Annotated in this window: 16 protein-coding genes; all 16 read left to right on the top strand. The window is 40.0% G+C overall.

Going from position 1 to position 17,444, the window contains the following annotated elements; genetic code table 11:
• The 16 genes from H5092_RS12675 (at position 1) to H5092_RS12750 (ending at position 17,443) form a co-directional block, all read left to right on the top strand.
• Complete coding sequence (locus tag H5092_RS12675; RefSeq protein WP_024598054.1) at positions 1-903, top strand: ExeA family protein; 903 nt, start codon at positions 1-3, stop codon at positions 901-903.
• The gene (locus H5092_RS12680) at positions 900-2,042 is read left to right on the top strand and encodes a tetratricopeptide repeat protein (protein ID WP_182733627.1); all 1,143 of its coding nucleotides are present in this window, start codon (positions 900-902) and stop codon (positions 2,040-2,042) included. The genes H5092_RS12675 and H5092_RS12680 overlap by 4 nt, the downstream gene beginning before the upstream one ends.
• On the top strand, positions 2,039-3,766 hold the full coding sequence (locus H5092_RS12685; protein WP_076925387.1) for a GspE/PulE family protein: 1,728 nt from the start codon (positions 2,039-2,041) through the stop codon (positions 3,764-3,766). Before H5092_RS12680 ends, H5092_RS12685 begins: the two co-directional genes overlap by 4 nt.
• On the top strand, positions 3,753-4,973 hold the full coding sequence (locus H5092_RS12690; RefSeq protein ID WP_182733628.1) for a type II secretion system F family protein: 1,221 nt from the start codon (positions 3,753-3,755) through the stop codon (positions 4,971-4,973). The genes H5092_RS12685 and H5092_RS12690 overlap by 14 nt, the downstream gene beginning before the upstream one ends.
• 4 nt (positions 4,974-4,977) lie before the next feature.
• Positions 4,978-5,562 (top strand): prepilin-type N-terminal cleavage/methylation domain-containing protein, encoded by a 585-nt coding sequence (locus H5092_RS12695; protein WP_182716461.1) that lies wholly within the window; start codon positions 4,978-4,980, stop codon positions 5,560-5,562.
• Between the two features lie 22 nt (positions 5,563-5,584).
• On the top strand, positions 5,585-6,127 hold the full coding sequence (locus H5092_RS12700; protein ID WP_024594534.1) for a prepilin-type N-terminal cleavage/methylation domain-containing protein: 543 nt from the start codon (positions 5,585-5,587) through the stop codon (positions 6,125-6,127).
• A gap of 8 nt (positions 6,128-6,135) precedes the next feature.
• A complete protein-coding gene (locus tag H5092_RS12705; protein WP_182716460.1) occupies positions 6,136-6,627 on the top strand; it encodes a type II secretion system protein in 492 nt (163 codons plus the stop codon).
• Positions 6,614-7,153, top strand: a complete 540-nt coding sequence (locus H5092_RS12710) for a prepilin-type N-terminal cleavage/methylation domain-containing protein (RefSeq protein ID WP_182716459.1) — start codon at positions 6,614-6,616, stop codon at positions 7,151-7,153. Before H5092_RS12705 ends, H5092_RS12710 begins: the two co-directional genes overlap by 14 nt.
• Positions 7,153-7,995, top strand: coding sequence for a type II secretion system protein (locus H5092_RS12715; RefSeq protein WP_182733629.1), 843 nt, complete (start codon positions 7,153-7,155; stop codon positions 7,993-7,995). The genes H5092_RS12710 and H5092_RS12715 overlap by 1 nt, the downstream gene beginning before the upstream one ends.
• Positions 7,985-8,476, top strand: a complete 492-nt coding sequence (locus H5092_RS12720; RefSeq protein WP_024594530.1) for a hypothetical protein — start codon at positions 7,985-7,987, stop codon at positions 8,474-8,476. The genes H5092_RS12715 and H5092_RS12720 overlap by 11 nt, the downstream gene beginning before the upstream one ends.
• A 62-nt stretch (positions 8,477-8,538) precedes the next feature.
• Positions 8,539-12,213: an H-type lectin domain-containing protein gene (locus tag H5092_RS12725; protein ID WP_310736013.1), complete on the top strand. Its 3,675-nt coding sequence runs from the start codon at positions 8,539-8,541 to the stop codon at positions 12,211-12,213.
• A gap of 121 nt (positions 12,214-12,334) precedes the next feature.
• Positions 12,335-14,383, top strand: a complete 2,049-nt coding sequence (locus H5092_RS12730; RefSeq protein WP_024605452.1) for a formylglycine-generating enzyme family protein — start codon at positions 12,335-12,337, stop codon at positions 14,381-14,383.
• A 133-nt stretch (positions 14,384-14,516) separates the two neighbouring features.
• On the top strand, positions 14,517-15,560 hold the full coding sequence (locus H5092_RS12735; protein ID WP_002958401.1) for a rod shape-determining protein: 1,044 nt from the start codon (positions 14,517-14,519) through the stop codon (positions 15,558-15,560).
• Positions 15,560-16,402 carry a rod shape-determining protein MreC gene (gene mreC, locus H5092_RS12740; RefSeq protein ID WP_173400216.1) on the top strand — a complete coding sequence of 281 codons (843 nt, stop codon included), beginning with the start codon at positions 15,560-15,562 and terminating at the stop codon, positions 16,400-16,402. Before H5092_RS12735 ends, mreC begins: the two co-directional genes overlap by 1 nt.
• Complete coding sequence (gene mreD, locus H5092_RS12745) at positions 16,395-16,874, top strand: rod shape-determining protein MreD (protein WP_002958403.1); 480 nt, start codon at positions 16,395-16,397, stop codon at positions 16,872-16,874. The genes mreC and mreD overlap by 8 nt, the downstream gene beginning before the upstream one ends.
• Positions 16,874-17,443, top strand: coding sequence for a nucleoside triphosphate pyrophosphatase (locus tag H5092_RS12750; protein WP_182733631.1), 570 nt, complete (start codon positions 16,874-16,876; stop codon positions 17,441-17,443). Before mreD ends, H5092_RS12750 begins: the two co-directional genes overlap by 1 nt.
• The last annotated feature ends 1 nt before the right edge of the window (position 17,444 follow it).

Below are 17,444 nucleotides of genomic sequence, written 5' to 3' on the forward strand. Positions count from 1 at the left end.
ATGTATTTAAGCTTTTTTAATTTAAGTGAAATGCCTTTCACGTTAACCCCTAACACAGAGTTTTTTTGTGCACTTGAACCGCACCATGAAGCGATGCAAGTGTTAACAACAGCTATTGAAATGGGTGAAGGGTTTATTAAAGTCACTGGTGAAGTTGGGACTGGTAAAACGCTACTTTGTAGAAAGCTATTAAACCAACTTGAGCCAGATTACATTGTGGCTTATTTACCTAACTCTTATTTAAGCCCAGAAGAGCTTAGATGGGCGATTGCCATTGAGCTGGGTATGGATGTAGATAAAGCATTAGATCAGCAAGCACTAGGGCAGCTTATAAATCATCACTTACTCGACTTACAAGAAGATAATGAGCGTGTAGTGCTCTTGATAGATGAGGCGCAATGCTTGAGTTGGGAGACTCTAGAGGCGCTGAGATTATTTACAAACTTAGAAACAGAAAGTGAAAAACTAATTCAAGTTGTGTTATTTGGGCAACCTGAACTTGATGAAAAGCTGGCAAACAACAAAGTAAGGCAATTACGCCAACGTATCAGTTTTTCGTATAAATTACGGGCGATGACTGGCGCTGAGGTTGTTTATTATATTAATCACCGCTTACAAGTTGCAGGGTTTAATAGGCCTCCTTTATTTAATAATAGTATGGGGCTCAAAATTGCTAGAGCTAGCCGTGGAATTCCTAGGTTAGTTAATATTTTATGCCACAAAGCACTATTACAAGCTTACGGTGAAGGGTTAAATATAATAACAAATCGCCATATTCAACTTGCCATAAAAGATACCGAAGACTGCGCAAAGTATCGAACCGGACAATATTGGAGCTACAGTGCTTTAATGTTTAGTGTTTTAGCTATTGCTGCCATATGGGTATGGAGGCAGTTGTTATGAGCGTTATAAATAATATGCTTAAAAATATTGAGCAACGAGAAGCTAAACAAGTAAGTATTCAAGAAGGTATAAGTTTAAAGCCGATATATGATGTAAAAAATATTGCATTTAAAGCCGTAATTTTACTTATTATGCTAAGTGTCATTTTTTTAGCATACCTATATTTACCGACCGCCGACAAAAAAGAGACTCAACGTGAGTCTGTGTTACCACAGCAAAAAATGGTCGCGGTTATAACCTCTAATTTATCTGACTCCCAAGATGAAAAAAGCACTGCAGAACCTATGGTTGAGCAAGAAGCTGTGAAGGCAGTTATACCAATTGAGCAGATAAAACCAAAAGTGGATGATTTAGCTGAACCCAAGTCGAGTGAAGCTACATTATTGGTTTCTCAGCCAGTAGTTGGGCCGGTTGTAATTGCCGAGGTTAAACAAAGCTCTGCACTAGCTAATAATAAAGAGTTAACCGCAAGCGAAGTTACTGTGAGTAAGCCAAAAATTACGCCAATGACTAAAGCTAAGCCTCAAAATACTATGATTAAAAGCGTGGCAGAAGCTAAGTCGCCACAGGCTTTATTGATTGAGCAATTAGCCGCAGCTAAACAAGCAATACAGTTTGGCTTATACAATGAAGCCATTAGTGATTTAAATATTATTTTAGCGCAATTGCCTTTGCACGTTGAAGCTCGAAATTTACTCGCTGCAACTTACTTTAAACAACAAGATATAAATTCTGCGCAACAGGTTTTGCAAGCAGGTATTCGCCAAAACCCTAACGTACTTGAATGGCGTGTAATGCTAAGCAAAATACTCATTATGCAACAACAGTATGAAGGAGTATTGCTGCTTTTAAGTGATGAATTTGAGGCTCAAGCGAATCTTGATTTTTGGGTGCTACAAGGTACTGCTGCGCAAAGTGCGAGTAAGCACCATAAAGCACTTGAAAGCTTTAAACATCTTACACAACTACAGCCTAGTCAAGCTAAGTGGTGGCTGGCACTTGCAACCTCAAAAGATGCATTAGGAGAGTACCTCGATGCTAAACAGCTTTACAAAGTGGCTCTAGATTTAGGTGGATTAAATACAGCTATGACGCAGCATGCATTACAGCGTTTAGTTGCGCTAAAGGAGGCCGTATGAGACCTAGTTTAAAAATGCGCTTAGGGGACTTACTTGTTCATGAGCACATGATCACCGAAGCGCAACTAAGCGAAGCGCTAAACGTTCAAGCTGCGACGGGTCGTAAATTAGGTTCGACGCTTATTACACTTGAGTTTATTAGTGAACCACAACTATTACGTTTTTTAGCGCAGCAATTACAAGTACCTTTTTTAGATATATCACAGCGAAAAATATCAGCTGATGTATCTAAGCTTTTATCTGAGGTTTATGCACGTCGCTACAGAGCATTAGTAATTGAAGACAATGGTGACTCTGTTTTAGTCGGGATGAGCGATCCTGCTGATCTAAGGGGGCTTGATCAACTTGCAACTATGCTTGCTCCTAAACGAATAGATTTAGCTGTTGTACAAGAAAGTCAAATAATGGCTGCGTTTGACAACGTATATCGTCGTACAGATGAAATTACTAACTTTGCAGCACAACTCCATGAAGAATATCAAGACGTAGAAGAGTTTGATTTAAACTCTTTAGGTGATGAAACATCTGATGCAACCGTTGTAAAGCTACTGCAATCAATATTTGAAGATGCTGTGCAAGTTCGCGCATCTGATATTCACATTGAGCCTGATGAAGGTTTGCTTCGCATTCGTCAACGTGTAGATGGCATATTACAAGAGCACACTCTTAACCAAGTAAAAATAGCATCGGCACTCGTGCTACGTTTAAAGCTTATGTCGGGATTAGATATATCTGAAAAACGCCTCCCTCAGGATGGTCGCTTTAATATAAAAGTGCGCAGCCATAGTATTGATGTGCGCCTATCTACTATGCCCGTTCAGCATGGCGAATCAGTTGTAATGCGTTTGCTTGATCAATCAGCCGGATTATTATCGTTAGATGAGACAGGCATGCCAGTACACATATTAAAACGTGTACGCAGCATTATAAAACGTCCGCATGGCATGGTTTTAGTTACTGGGCCAACAGGCTCGGGTAAAACAACCACACTATACGGTGCATTAAGTGAGTTAAACCAACAAGAAAGTAAAATTATTACAGTAGAGGATCCCGTTGAGTATCGTATTGGCCGTATTAACCAGGTACAAATAAATAATAAAATAGGGCTGAGCTTTGCAAGTATTTTACGGACCGCTCTAAGGCAAGATCCTGACATTATAATGGTTGGTGAAATGCGTGACCAAGAAACCGTAGATATTGGATTAAGGGCCGCTTTAACAGGCCACCTCGTACTATCAACGTTACATACCAATGATGCAATTACCAGTGCTATGCGTTTAATCGACATGGGGGCACCGGCTTACTTAGTGGCAAGTTCACTGCGCGCGATTATTGCTCAGCGATTAGTAAGACGAGTATGTAATGACTGCAGAGTACCGTACTTGCCAGATCGCCAAGAATTAAGTTGGTTAAAATATTTAGGCGAAGAGATTACAGATGCTCAATTTTCTAAAGGGCAAGGTTGCACCGCATGTAATCACAGTGGCTATAAAGGGCGTGTAGGTATTTTTGAGTTACTCGAAATGGATGATGCGATGATGGATGCATTACGGGTTAACGACACACAAGGTTTTGCAAAGGCAGCTAAAAATAGTGCTAACTTTTCACCACTTTCAACAATGGCACTAAATTACGCTAAGCAAGGTATTACCTCTTTAGATGAAGTATTTAAAGTGGCTGAATATATTCCAGAAATAGTAGGGGATATTGATGCAACTATATAGCTACAAAGCGAAAGACAGCAAAGGTATGTTGGTTAAAGGCCAATTAGAAGCGAGTAACCAAGCTGGCGTAGCTGATAGTTTAATGAAGCGTCAATTTATACCAATATCAATCTCTTTAGTTGAAACAAAAAATAACATCAAAATTTTTGATAATTTATTTGTCGAAAAAATAACGCTAGACGACATGATTATGTTTTCTAGGCAAATGTATTCGCTATTAAAAGCAGGTATACCAATTATACGAGCAATGGTTGGGTTGGCAGAAACAACACAAAATAAAAAATTTAAAAATGTACTAATAGAAGTTACCAAGCAGCTCGAACAAGGCCGCGACTTATCCAGTGCAATGGCGATACATAACGAGGTATTTAGCCGTTTAACAGTATCCATGGTAATGGTTGGTGAAGGCTCTGGACGATTAGAAGATGCGTTTTATCAACTCGCTATTTATTTTGAGAAAGAACAAGAAACCCGAAAGCGTATAAAAGCAGCTATGCGCTACCCTACTTTTGTTATTTTGGCTCTAGTAGCGGCTATGATTATTTTGAATATTTTTGTTATTCCTACCTTTGCCAGTATGTTCGAAAAATTTGATGCTGAATTGCCATTAATGACTCAAATATTAATTGGCACTAGCAGCTTTTTTGTTAACTACTGGTGGTTATTGTTGGTGATGGGTATTGGTTCTGTTTTTGCTTGGAGGCGTTATTTAAATACAGAGCCTGGACGCTTTAAGTGGGATCAATATAAATTAAAAATTCCATTTATTGGGGATATTTTAAAACGGACATTGCTTGCGCGCTACAGTCAAAGTTTAGCTATGGTATTGCGCTCCGGTGTGCCTATGACCACTGGTTTATCACTAACAGCGCATGCCGTAGATAACAGCTATATGGAAAAAGCGATTATTACTATGCGCCAAGATATAGAAAAGGGCGATAGTTTACTCAGAGCCTCAAAAAGTTCTCAGCTGTTTTCTCAGCTTGTATTACAGATGGTGGCGGTAGGTGAAGAGACAGGTCGGGTTGATGAGCTCTTACAAGAGGCTGCTGATTATTATGAGCGTGAAGTTGATTACGACTTACGGAGCTTAACTGCAAAAATAGAACCTATTTTAACTGTGTTTGTTGCCATTATGGTGCTGATTTTAGCGTTGGGTATTTTTATGCCGATGTGGAACATGATGTCCGCGATTAAAGGTAATTAACCAAGTGATTGCATCAAAGGCTTACTCAAAAGGTTTCTCATTATTTGAGTTAGTTATTGTTGTGATTTTACTGGCAGTAATTTTGAGCTTTGCTATACCTCAATATATAGGTATTAAAAATCAAGCGCATAATGCAAGCGTTGACGCTATAGCAGGTAGTTTCTCATCGGCCGTTGGCATGGTTAGGGGTCAATGGGAATTAGAAGGTAGGCCAAACAGCAGGTCAAACAAAACATTTGTTAACTATGCAGGGGTAATAGTTGGTGTTGATGGGACGTTAGGTACACCAACAAGCGATGAAACAGAAAAAAAAGATACTCGTGCAGAAGTTATAAATGCGAATAAATGCCGCCAAGTTTTGAATATAATTTTACAAGATGCACCCAGTAGTACGTTAAGTAATGAATTATCGATAATAAAAAGTGTAAGTTTTTTAGTTAGGTACAATGCAGAAAATACGCAATGCGTCTATTATTTAACTCACACCATTGATGTTAAAAGTATACCTACCAATACAGGGGAAATATCAGGTTTAACAGGTTTTTCATACTTTGCTAAAACAGGCAAAGTAAAAATATTTAAAAATTAAGTAATTAAAAAGAGGCTTACTTATGAAAACGCAATCGTTAAAAAGTTTACCAATGAATAAACAAGCAGGTTTTACACTTGTTGAATTGATCATCGTAATTGTTATTTTAGGCATTTTAGCTGTTACCGCAGCACCTCGCTTTTTAAACTTGCAAGGTGATGCCAATGCTTCAACACTTGAAGGCTTACAAGGGTCGATTCGCAGTGGTATGAATATTGTGAATGGCAAATCTATTATTGCTAGTGATCACAAAAAGGATGAGGCTACAGTTACAGTAGATACTGGTGTAGCAGTACCTACTGTTTATGGTTATCCAGCAGCAACAGAAGAAGCCTTTGAAGCATTTTTAGATGTCAACTTTGCAGATGGAACACCAAATGCAATTGATTCAGCTGATTTCAATTTATTTGTAAACGATACAACAGTAACTATTTTTCCTAATAGTTACACTGTGGATGCAACTACTGTTGATGATTGTCGAATTGAATACACGCAAGCTACTGCGACGACAGGCCCTGTAGTTGTAACTCCTCCAGTGATTACACTTGTTACTACGGGTTGTTAATTACATAAATGATAAGCAGTAGTAAGCAACGATTGCGTGGCTTCACACTCATTGAGTTAATTATTACTCTAGTGATATTGGGAATACTGTCGGTAACGGCAGTTCCCAAATTTCTGGGCAGCTCAACAGAAGACGCCTATTCGTATCGAGACCGTACTTTAAATGCACTTAGGACAGTGCAGCTACGTGCAATGCAAAATACAGCAACAACAAGTTGCCATACCCTTTATATAACCTCCACACTTATTGCTCCCTCCGCACCCGATACATGTACCGGTGGAGCAGATACCAATAACACCGATCATTTAGTGGTACAAATAAACACGCAAAGAAGTGATATAACATTTAGCGCTTTAGATAGTAACGCGAATATATTTACCCAAATTAGTTTTGATCCTTTAGGTAAATCAAATCAAACCTGTACTACGCAGTGTCGAATAGATGTTGGATTAGCTGGCGTATGCATAAGTGGTGAAGGGCTTATATATGCGTGCCCTTAAAGTAAAAGGTTTTACTCTAATAGAGCTTATTATTGGCATTGTCATGTTTGCAATTGCATTAAGTATTATTACAGCTTTAATTGCCCCACAAGCCAAAAAAAGTGCAGAGCCGATTGTGGCTTTAAGAGCCTCTGAATTTGGTCAATCACTAATGAACGAGATTCAAAGTAAGTCGTTTGATGAGCACAGTGATAGAAGCGCACCTTTTAGGCGGTGTGGCGAAATATCTATAGGTGCTGAGGCTTGTACCGCACCTGCTGACTTCGGAGTAGATAACTCAGAAACCAGAACTAGTTATAACGATGTAGATGACTATATTGCACTGTCTAACCAGCCTATTACTAATAGCTTAGGTGAGGTGTTAAGCGAGTACAGCGACTTTAATTTAGTTGTTACTGTTGAGTACGATAGCGACTTTAACGAATCGACCACCAACGATGGCACAACCTTTAAGCGTATTACTATTGAAGTAACATCACCCTTAGGCGAAGTTTACGGATTTAGTGCATATAAAGGGAATTACTAATGCAAAGAGCTAAATACCAAAATGCATTTACCCTTATAGAACTATTACTTGTCATGGTTATTATTGGTATTTTAGCCGTAAGTGCATTTTCATTTATTGGTGCTGGGGTCAGTATTTACTCACAAGGGGTTGAGCGCCAAGAAGCAGTAGCTCAGGCCCGCTTTTTAATAACGCGACTTAGTAAAGAGCTTCGCCATGCTACGCCAAACTCATTAAGGCTCTCTTGCGATAACAGCACTAGCGGAGCATGTAGTGCTCAGCAGTGCTTAGAATTTACGCCGTTTTTATCAGCGACTCACTATACAAATTACCTACCTACCGTAGCGCCTTTTAATGTTAGCGCTGTTGATTTTGAACTTAATAATTTAACGCAGCCGCAAGTTGGAGATTGGGCAACAACTTACCCGTTAAGCAGCGCTGATATATACGATGAGAATAATAATAAGCGTTTAAAACTATCAGCATTTAATAGCTCCACCACTAGTGCAATTGATGAGTGGCAATTTAGTAAAGCGTTTGCCCAAGAGTCGCCAAGTAAGCGCCTTTATTTACTCTCTCAACCTGTAAGTTTTTGCGTTGAAGGGCAGTATTTATATAGATATACCGATTACGGTTTTACAGTTAATCAATTAGATGCCGTGAGCTTACAAATAAGCAGTGGTGTTAAACGTGATTTATTAGGTATTTACATTGCCAATAATTTAGCGAGCGATTTATTTTTTACTCTTGATGCGCTCTCCCTACAAAGAAACGCTGTGCTTAATGTGAATGCGCAAATGCAATTTAACGATACTGAAGTAATGAATTTTAACCATGAGGTGCATATTCCTAATGTACCTTAAAAAAAATCATCACGGAAAAGCCTTACCCAGTAAACAAAAAGGGAACTTAATAATTGTTTCTTTGGTAATTATTGTTGCTTTATTAGCACTAGGATTAGCATTAGTTAAAGTGCTTTCTGGTGCATCTCAACAAAATACCATTGAGTATTACGGCGCTCGCGCTTTTATGGCGGCGCAAAGTGGATTAGAAAGTGGTTTAACGCAACTCTTTCCAATAAATAGCTCAGTGCAAAGCTGTGCATCAGTTACAACTAATTTAACCTTTCAAACTGCATATTTAGCTAATTGTAACGTGCTGGTGAGTTGCGATGAATATATAGACCTACCCGACAGCAGCACAACAAACGGGCTTGTTAATATTTATTACTTACAAAGTAGTGCAACGTGCGCCGCAATTGATTGCCCTGCAGGAAATGATTGCAGAAAGGATTATTGGGAAACACAAAGAACACTCAGTGTGGAGGCTAAAACTTTACCATGATAAAAAGTGCATTAGTCATTATATTTTTTAGCTGCGTGTTACTTTGTAATCACGCAAATGCAGTGCCTCCAAAAATCGAGGGCCGTTATATAGAGCTGCAAGATACATACACATCGCCTGTTTGGACAAAAGTAAATTTTCAACAGCAATATATAACGCCTCCTGCTGTATTTATGCTCTCAACAAACCAAGGTGGAAACCCTGCAATAATAAGAATACGTAATATAACCACAACTAGCTTTGAGGCCTTACCGCTTGAACCTTCAGGAGAAGATGGTGGGCATATTAGTATGGGGGCGCACTATTTAGCTGTTGAGTATGGTGTGCATCAATTTCCAGACGGCACAATTATGGAAGTGGGCAGTACAGACTTATTACTCGAATTACAGTATGGCTCTAAGTCTGGCTTTGCTCCACTGACACCTAAAGGCTATAAGTCTTTAACATTTGCTGAACCGTTTACTCAAAGGCCAAACTTTTTCCATTCGTTACAAACACTCAATAGCATAGACAGCAATCCACCTTCTGAGGCATTAATTCCGTTTTTAACAGTTGCAGTAGAAAGTAATTCTCTATCTGCCAGCGGCGTTAATATTGCTTTAGAGGCATCTGAAACAGCACTTGGGCTCATAAAAAACGAAACTGTTGCTTACATGGCAGTGGAGCCAGGAAGTAACCGCACATTTACTGACGATAATGGCGTTGAGGTATCGTGGGAAACTTTTTTCACAGGCTTTGAAATTGACGGTTGGAGCGATGGCTGTAATTACTTTAGTTTTACTAATAACTTTAGTGTGGCTCCTTTGGTGGTTGCAAGTAAAAACTCACGCCAAGAAGATGATGGCGGGTGGCTACGCAGCTGTAACCTAAGGACTGACAGGCTAGGACTTGTTGTTGACGAAGATCGTGATGGCGATAACGAGCGCCGTCACGTAAACGAGGAAGCATCAATACTCGCCATGACCAGTACCTTTGTGTTTAACGGTGATATTTTAGATTGTGATACCTTGTTCCCTGGCGCTATTTCTACTTATAACAATGGTGAGGTGCAGTTAGTTCAGGGGGTAGAAATAACAGATGGCAATGCGCAGTTTGTCACCACCACAAGTTTAATTTCTACTGCGCTGACGAGCCCTCCTTTGTGTAATGGTCAGGCGTGTGTTGCTGGTGGTTATAACTCTTTAGAACCGAATCAAGCGGCGCAGGTGCCAACGGTTACAAATGATGGTAGCTCAACAGGGCCCGTACCTACTTCTTTAGCTGGCGACTATTATTACGATGAGTTGCAGTTAAGTATGCTGGAAACAGAGTACAGAGTAACAGCGCCTACACGTATATTTTTAAAAGACACAACCTCACTATTATCAACTTCATTTTTGAATATAGGTAAAACAAGTATAGTGGTCGAAACCGGCGCGTATTTAGCTATTTATGTTGATGGTGCGGTTGCTATTGCAGCCGATGCAAATATTGCGGGCTATATTGTTGCCACTGGTGAGGTAAGAATCGCTCAAAATGTGACGTATCAGGGGTCAATTACATCGGCTACTCAAATTATTACCGAAGGGAGCTCAACGTTTGACGCTCTACCAGTACCCGAAAGTATCCCTGGTTTTTGTGGCATTTATACACCAGAAACACTGGATCATTATCGTTTAACAATAAGCGATAACAATGCTCTAACGTGTGAAGCTAAAGAGATGACACTCACAGCCTGCGCTAATGATGCCTGCGATTTATTATTTGCTGAGCCGTCTAGTTTAAACCTTTCTCCAGATAATAGTGGTCAGCAAAGTTGGGTTACGGGGGAGAATATTAATTTTACAGGATCAGCGGTTGTCGAATTTGCTAAACGCACCACAGGCAGTGTTACATTTGGATATAACACTGCTGATCCTTCTGCACCTCTTCGTTGTTATATCGGTGGTAATAATGTTGGTTTGAGTGGCTGTAAAGTTACGTTTTCTGATGCTGGATTTATTTTTAATAATGATACAGATGGAAATACTACAATTCCTACTCAGTTATCAGCAAAGCCTTCAAATACTGGATTTAATGCAAAAGCGCTATCTATTCAAGCGGTAAAAACAAATACCACTACGGGCGTATGCGAAGCTGCATTTCCCGCTGGTGGTGATGTAAGCTTAGATTTATCGTATACATGCAGTGCTGGTGCAAGTTGCTCTGATACGGTTTCACTTAGTAACAACAATAATACCTTTGCGGTCGAGCAAGCAGCTAAATCGTTCACGCTAAACTTTGATAGTGAGTCTAAAGCCCCGATTGTTATAAATTATCCCGACGCAGGAAAGTTGAGTTTAAATGTAAATACCAATTTAATTTTAGACCCAGTCACTAATTTATCAGTAAATCTAACGGGGAGTTCAAATGAGTATGTTGTAAAGCCATTTGGATTAGCGATGGAAGTTGCAAGTGATGGCTATGCAGCAGATGCCAATGGAAGTTTATTTAGATTAACTGGCGAAGCATTTGATTTAAAAATGAATGCGGTGCAATGGCAAACAGGGCAAGACACTAACAACGATGGTTACCCAGATAACTACAGCAATATTACAAATAACACCATTGCCAAGCACTTTATTACAGAGCAACCACTTGTAGAGGCATTACTTAAAGCGCCTACGCCAGGCGTTCAAGGTACGCTTGAAGCGATGAGCACTGTTGCCTTTAGTGACACAGGCAGTTTGAGTGAATCTATATCGCAGTATAATTACGACCAAGTTGGCATAATTGATTTAACAGCAGGTCTGCAAGATGCCGATTACTTTGGCGCGGGAGATGTAAAAGGTGAATTATATAACGTTGGCCGTTTTGCACCTTCGCAGTTTCAGGTAGTGGGGGTTCAAGCTGCCGCACAATGCACGCAATACGGCAGTAATTTAACTTACCTTGATCAACCTTTTGAACTCGGCTTTACAGTACAAGCACTAAATCAAAATGGTGAGCTAATGGCTAATTATAAAGAGGGCTTTGATAAGTCCAGTGTAGCCATTAATGCCGAAAATAATGAAGTAGCTAACTATGTACCCGCAACTAATTTTGCTAGCCGCTTAGTAAACCTAGGGAATAATAACTGGGGAGATATAAGCGACGGCCAATGGCAAATGAGTCAAATAAACACCACACTTCAAAGATTAGGTGTAAGGCAAGCAGATGGACCGTTCGCTATGGTCAGTTTAATGGCAACGCTTTCTGACATAGAAGGAGCAACGCTCATTGATGCAAATGATAAACCTAATACACAAACAGCATGTTCGGGTGGCTGTAATAGTGTACGACTAAATACATTACCAATAGAGTTTAGATTTGGACGTTTAGTACTTGGTAATAACGCAGGCTCCGATCTCGACCCTTTACTTATTCCTATGCAGGCTCAGTATTACAACGGCAGTGGATTTGTAAATAACGCAGAAGATAACTGTAGTGTATTTGATCATACCCAAATCACTCAAATATCACCTAACAGCCCGCAATTAGCCTACGAATATGGAACGGGTGTATCTGGCCAGTTAGAGGCGGGAGTGTATCCGGCAAACAATGGTATTTATGCGCAGCCAAATGGTTTGGGTGAATTTACCTTAGAATATAATACTTATGATTGGTTAAAGTGGGATTGGCAGGGGGATGAAACACAGCTTGATCCTCGTACTATTTTACAATTTGGACGCTTTCGAGGAAATGATCGGGTTATTTACTGGCGTGAAACACGCGAATAGTTGTAAACTAAGATAATAATTGAACAAAGCTTGTGTTTTGTGCTGCAAGTACATAGCATAAGGCTTTAATTATAAAAAATAATAACGACCAAATAATTGCCGCTTTTTGGGACTGGAATATATGCGAATTACTCCTTTATCTCTGTTAATTTCAGCTAGTTTGTTAGCTAGTAGTGCATTTGCACAAGACACAGCTACAGTAACTGGAATTGAGTCAGAGATTAGTGTTAAACAGACAGAATACGATAACTCGACAAGAATACTTGAAAAACATCTTAAAGAAGAAAGTCAGTTACAAAATCAACTAGAGCTACTTCGTTCTCGTTCTACAGAGCTAGATAAAGAAAAAAACCAAGCGCTCGATGCGATGAACGAAATGTACCGTCGTTTAATTGACGATCCCACTATTAATATTAGTGCGGCTCAATCACGCTATCAAAAAGCGGTGATTGATCATAAGCAAAACAAAGATGATATTTCTATGCAGTTGGCGGCAATTGCATCCCACCGTAAAGATATAGAGCAAATTCGTGTTGCTAAGCATACGCTTTTAAATACTTTAGAAAGTTTAAAAGAGCAGTTAACTACAGCCAGAGTAGAGCGTTTACGTAACGAGTTTACACGTGAAGGCACGCTTGAAGTTAACCATACGATTAACTGTAAGCGAACAGAAACGCTAGCAGCGTGTGAGCAACGCGGTCAGCAAATGGGGCTACAAAAAGCAACTAAACGCTTTGTAGATCAAATATTTGCAAACTTAACAGAAGAGCGCATTGTTGAGCCAAAACGTAATTTGGCGGGCGCTCAAGTACAAATATTAAGTAGCCATGTAGTTAACAGTGCATTTAGCGGCCAAGGTAACTACAACGTTAACTTAAGCGTAACCATGCGCGGCGAAGTAAACAGTAGCCGTTTATGTAGCTTATTAAGCATTGATAACCGTTATTGTTCTGAGTACGGCACGCCACTTACTGCTGCTTATCAACCCGCGTATAACAATACATTTACTGATAGTCAGTTAACATTCAGTAATAGCGCGGATAATAGCAACACGGTGTCGGTTTCTCGTTTAGAAAAGCAGCCAGTACGTGATTATTCAGTTAAACCTGCATCGGTGAAAAAAGATTACCCTTCTATCCTTAATAAGAAGAAGGATCAATCAATAGAGCTGACATTACGATCAAACGTATACGACGATGAAGTGTTTATCGATGGTGTAAGCTTTGGCTCAACACGCTTGATCACACGTTTACCGCCGGGTATTCACAACATTGAAATACGTAAACTTGGCTATAAGCCTTATCAAGTTCGTGTTGATTTAAATAAAGCACAAACAATTAATGCAAATTTGGTAAAAAAGCCTAAGTCGATTGCTGCACCGACCTATACTCGAGAGCAACCAGAAGTAACAACACGCCAGGTTAGTGAAAACGTTAATGTATTAAATGCAAACGTTGAAACGCCGGTTGTCGTTATTCCTGCAGGCAAATTTAAAATGGGCGATATCAATGGCAATGGTTTAGCTAATGAACGTCCAGTAATTGAAAAAGTAATAGCAAATTCTTTCGCTATGCAAAGTAAAGAAGTAACCGTAGGTGCCTACGAAAAATTTGTAGCAAATACAGGTTATAAAACTCAAGCGGAAAAAAATAAAGGGTGTGCGTATTATTTAAATGGCGAACCAGTATGGGAAGCAAATTTAAATTGGCGTAATCCTGGTTTTGAGCAAGGCAGTGACTTTCCTGCTGTATGTTTAACTTATAACGATGCAAAAGCTTACGCTGAGTGGTTATCGGGTCAAACAGGGCAGCAATTTCGTTTACCTAACGAAGTTGAGTGGGAATACGCAGCACGTGCAGGAACCGAAACAGAATACCCTTGGGGTAACGAAATTGGTAAAAACCTAGCTAACTGTGGTTGGTGTGGTAGTGAATGGTCAAATAGACGTGCATCACCAGTAGGTTCTTTTTCTCCAAATGCATTTGGATTATACGATACCGTAGGCAATGTATGGGAATGGACCGATAAAGAATCAGGTGAGTCTGATGTAGCAGTAAGAGGCGGAGCGTGGAATTTTGCACCAAGCCTTGCTCGTGCATCTACGCGTTTAATTTTAGCGCCTGATTTTAGATCTAACTACATTGGTTTTCGCTTAGTTCGCGAACGATAAACTCAATTAAGGAAGCTTTGCTTCCTTTTTTCACAAATTCACAAAGGCGCTGCGCTTTATATTGCTCATATAGTTGAGCATGTTAAAGTGAGGCAGCTAATATAAGAACGTATTTCAAAGGTCATCCAGCCTCATGTTTAAAAAACTCCGTGGTATTTTTTCTAACGATCTATCGATCGACTTGGGTACAGCCAATACCCTAATTTATGTAAAAGAAGAAGGTATTGTATTAAACGAACCTTCTGTTGTTGCTATTCGCCAAGAACGCGCTGGTGGACCTAAAAGTGTTGCATCTGTAGGTACAGAAGCAAAACAAATGCTAGGCCGTACACCGGGAAATATTAAAGCAATCCGTCCAATGAAAGACGGTGTAATTGCTGATTTTTATGTAACTGAAAAAATGTTACAACACTTCATTAAGCAAGTGCATAACAATAACTTTATGCGCCCAAGTCCGCGTGTACTAATTTGTGTACCGTGTGGTGCGACTCAAGTAGAAAAACGTGCAATACGTGAATCTGCAATGGGTGCCGGTGCTCGTGAAGTTTACCTAATTGAAGAACCAATGGCAGCAGCTATTGGGGCCGGTTTACCAGTATCAGAAGCAACAGGTTCTATGGTTGTTGATATTGGTGGTGGTACAACTGAAGTGGCTATTATTTCACTTAACGGTGTTGTTTACTCATCATCTGTTCGTATTGGTGGTGATAAGTTTGACGAAGCTATTATTAATTATGTACGCCGTAACTTTGGTAGCTTAATTGGTGAAGCGACAGCTGAAAATATTAAGCATCAAATTGGCTCTGCGTTCAAAACTGATGAGCCAATCGAAATTGAAGTGCGCGGTCGTAACCTTGCCGAAGGTGTTCCGCGTTCATTCACGCTTAACTCACACGAAATCCTAGAAGCTCTACAAGAACCGTTAATGGGTATTGTGAGTGCAGTAATGGTTGCGCTTGAGCAATCACCACCTGAGCTGGCATCAGATATCTCTGCCCACGGCATGGTACTTACTGGCGGTGGTGCATTGTTAAAAGATTTAGACCGTTTATTAATGGAAGAAACGGGTATTCCGGTTGTTGTAGCTGATGATCCACTTACGTGTGTTGCGCGTGGTGGTGGTAAAGCATTAGAAATGATCGATGTTCATGGTGGTGACGTTTTTAGTTACGACTAATGAAATTAATGTTTGGACGCACAGTCTCTTTGCAACTGCGACTTTTTGTCGCAGTGCTTTTGAGTATCGTACTCATAGTTGGAGACAGATATACGCAAGGTGGTACCGTTGTTCGTACCAGCCTTAATACTCTAGTTAGCCCACTAATCTATGTTGCTAATTTACCCTACGAATTATTTAGCTTAAGTGCTAAAAGCCTGCATACGCGGGATCAACTTCTTACAGAAAACGAAGCGCTGAAAAAAAAGCAAATGCTACAAAGCGAGCAACTTCAGCAGTATCAATTTCTAGCCAGAGAAAATCAAAAACTGCGTGCCTTATTAGGCTCATCTGCAAAGCAATCAAATCGTAAAATAATTGCTCAAGTACTTTCTGTACATTCAAACCCGTATAGTCATCAGGTTGTTATTAACCGTGGTACAACTGACGGGCTTAGTGAAGGCCAAGCTGTAATTGATGAAATGGGTGTAGTAGGGCAGCTTACAAAGGTTGGTTCAACAACTTCACGCGTGCTACTAATGACCGACACCACACATGCCACACCTGTGCGTATACTTCGTAACGATGTACGAACGGTTGTTGAAGGCATAGGTAAAATTAACGTCGTTAAGCTCTCTCACGTTCCGCACAGTTTAGATGTGCGAATTGGCGATGTACTTGTTACATCGGGTTTAGGGGGCACATTCCCTGAAGGATACCCGGTGGCAGTAGTAACTGAAATAAATCGTGATGAAGGGCGACCGTTTGCACAAGTTTTTGCAGAACCTATTGCGCAACTAGATCGCATTCGTTTGCTGGTTATTTTATGGCGTAATCAACAGGAGCAAATCAGCGATGATTAACCGTTATTCATTGTTAATTGCGCTAAGCATCTTTTTTGCGTTAATAATGGCACTGATGCCACTTCCATTTTCGTTTGAACCATTTAGACCTGACTGGGTTTTACTTGTACTTATGTATTGGTCGCTAGCAGTACCGCATCGTTTAAATATTGGTACTGCTTGGGTTGTTGGTTTATTAATAGATTTAGCGTCTGGCTCACCGCTGGGCGTGAACTCGCTTACATTCTCGGTATGTATTTTTGTAACCGCGAGCAACTTTCAAAAAATTCGTAACTTTTCGCTTTGGCAACAAAGCCTACTAATTGGTTTATTTTTAACGCTGTATCACTTAATGCAGTTTTGGCTAAATCACTTTTTGTTAGGGGTTTATTTTAATCCACAGTACTTATGGCCAGTAGCAACCGGAATGGTTAGCTGGTTTTGGGTCTTTTTACTACTTCGTAAATATCGCAGACATTTTAGGATCAGGTAATGACTACCGCAGTATATTTGGCATCAGCCTCTCCCCGTCGTAAAGAGTTATTAAGCCAATTAGGTGTCGAATTTACACAATTTAGTGTTGATGCAGATGAAAGCCCACTTCCAAACGAGCAACCTAGATCACTTGTTGAGCGTTTAGCGCGCTTGAAAGCCCAAAGCGGTGTAGAGCTTGGATATACCGATCGCCCTGTACTTGGTAGTGATACCGTGGTTGTTATAGACAACGAGTCATTGGGTAAACCTCGCGATAAAAACGATTTTACACACACGTTAAAACGCCTATCGGGTAACACGCATCAAGTTCTTACCGCAGTTGCATTTGCAACGCAAAATGATGTGCTTAGCTGTGTTGTAAGCACAGATGTTACTTTTAAAACCTTAACAGATGAAGAAATTAATGCTTATTGGGAGTCAGGTGAGCCACAAGATAAAGCCGGTGGCTATGGTATCCAAGGTTTAGGCGGCCGCTTTGTAACTCACATTGCGGGTAGCTATTTTTCTGTTGTAGGCTTACCTTTATATGAAACCGAACAATTATTAAAAACATTCTTAAGAAGGTAAC

Source organism: Pseudoalteromonas sp. SR41-7, assembly GCF_014163935.1.
GTDB lineage: Bacteria > Pseudomonadota > Gammaproteobacteria > Enterobacterales > Alteromonadaceae > Pseudoalteromonas > Pseudoalteromonas distincta.

What these genes read in the sequence shown, in the direction of transcription:
- H5092_RS12735 (WP_002958401.1), top strand. Translation starts at nt 14,517, where the DNA reads ATGTTTAAAAAACTCCGTGGTATTTTTTCTAACGATCTATCGATCGAC.
- H5092_RS12710 (WP_182716459.1), top strand. Translation starts at nt 6,614, where the DNA reads ATGCGTGCCCTTAAAGTAAAAGGTTTTACTCTAATAGAGCTTATTATT.
- mreC (WP_173400216.1), top strand. Translation starts at nt 15,560, where the DNA reads ATGAAATTAATGTTTGGACGCACAGTCTCTTTGCAACTGCGACTTTTT.
- H5092_RS12730 (WP_024605452.1), top strand. Translation starts at nt 12,335, where the DNA reads ATGCGAATTACTCCTTTATCTCTGTTAATTTCAGCTAGTTTGTTAGCT.
- H5092_RS12690 (WP_182733628.1), top strand. Translation starts at nt 3,753, where the DNA reads ATGCAACTATATAGCTACAAAGCGAAAGACAGCAAAGGTATGTTGGTT.
- H5092_RS12720 (WP_024594530.1), top strand. Translation starts at nt 7,985, where the DNA reads ATGTACCTTAAAAAAAATCATCACGGAAAAGCCTTACCCAGTAAACAA.
- H5092_RS12700 (WP_024594534.1), top strand. Translation starts at nt 5,585, where the DNA reads ATGAAAACGCAATCGTTAAAAAGTTTACCAATGAATAAACAAGCAGGT.
- H5092_RS12685 (WP_076925387.1), top strand. Translation starts at nt 2,039, where the DNA reads ATGAGACCTAGTTTAAAAATGCGCTTAGGGGACTTACTTGTTCATGAG.
- H5092_RS12750 (WP_182733631.1), top strand. Translation starts at nt 16,874, where the DNA reads ATGACTACCGCAGTATATTTGGCATCAGCCTCTCCCCGTCGTAAAGAG.
- H5092_RS12680 (WP_182733627.1), top strand. Translation starts at nt 900, where the DNA reads ATGAGCGTTATAAATAATATGCTTAAAAATATTGAGCAACGAGAAGCT.
- H5092_RS12675 (WP_024598054.1), top strand. Translation starts at nt 1, where the DNA reads ATGTATTTAAGCTTTTTTAATTTAAGTGAAATGCCTTTCACGTTAACC.
- H5092_RS12715 (WP_182733629.1), top strand. Translation starts at nt 7,153, where the DNA reads ATGCAAAGAGCTAAATACCAAAATGCATTTACCCTTATAGAACTATTA.
- mreD (WP_002958403.1), top strand. Translation starts at nt 16,395, where the DNA reads ATGATTAACCGTTATTCATTGTTAATTGCGCTAAGCATCTTTTTTGCG.
- H5092_RS12705 (WP_182716460.1), top strand. Translation starts at nt 6,136, where the DNA reads ATGATAAGCAGTAGTAAGCAACGATTGCGTGGCTTCACACTCATTGAG.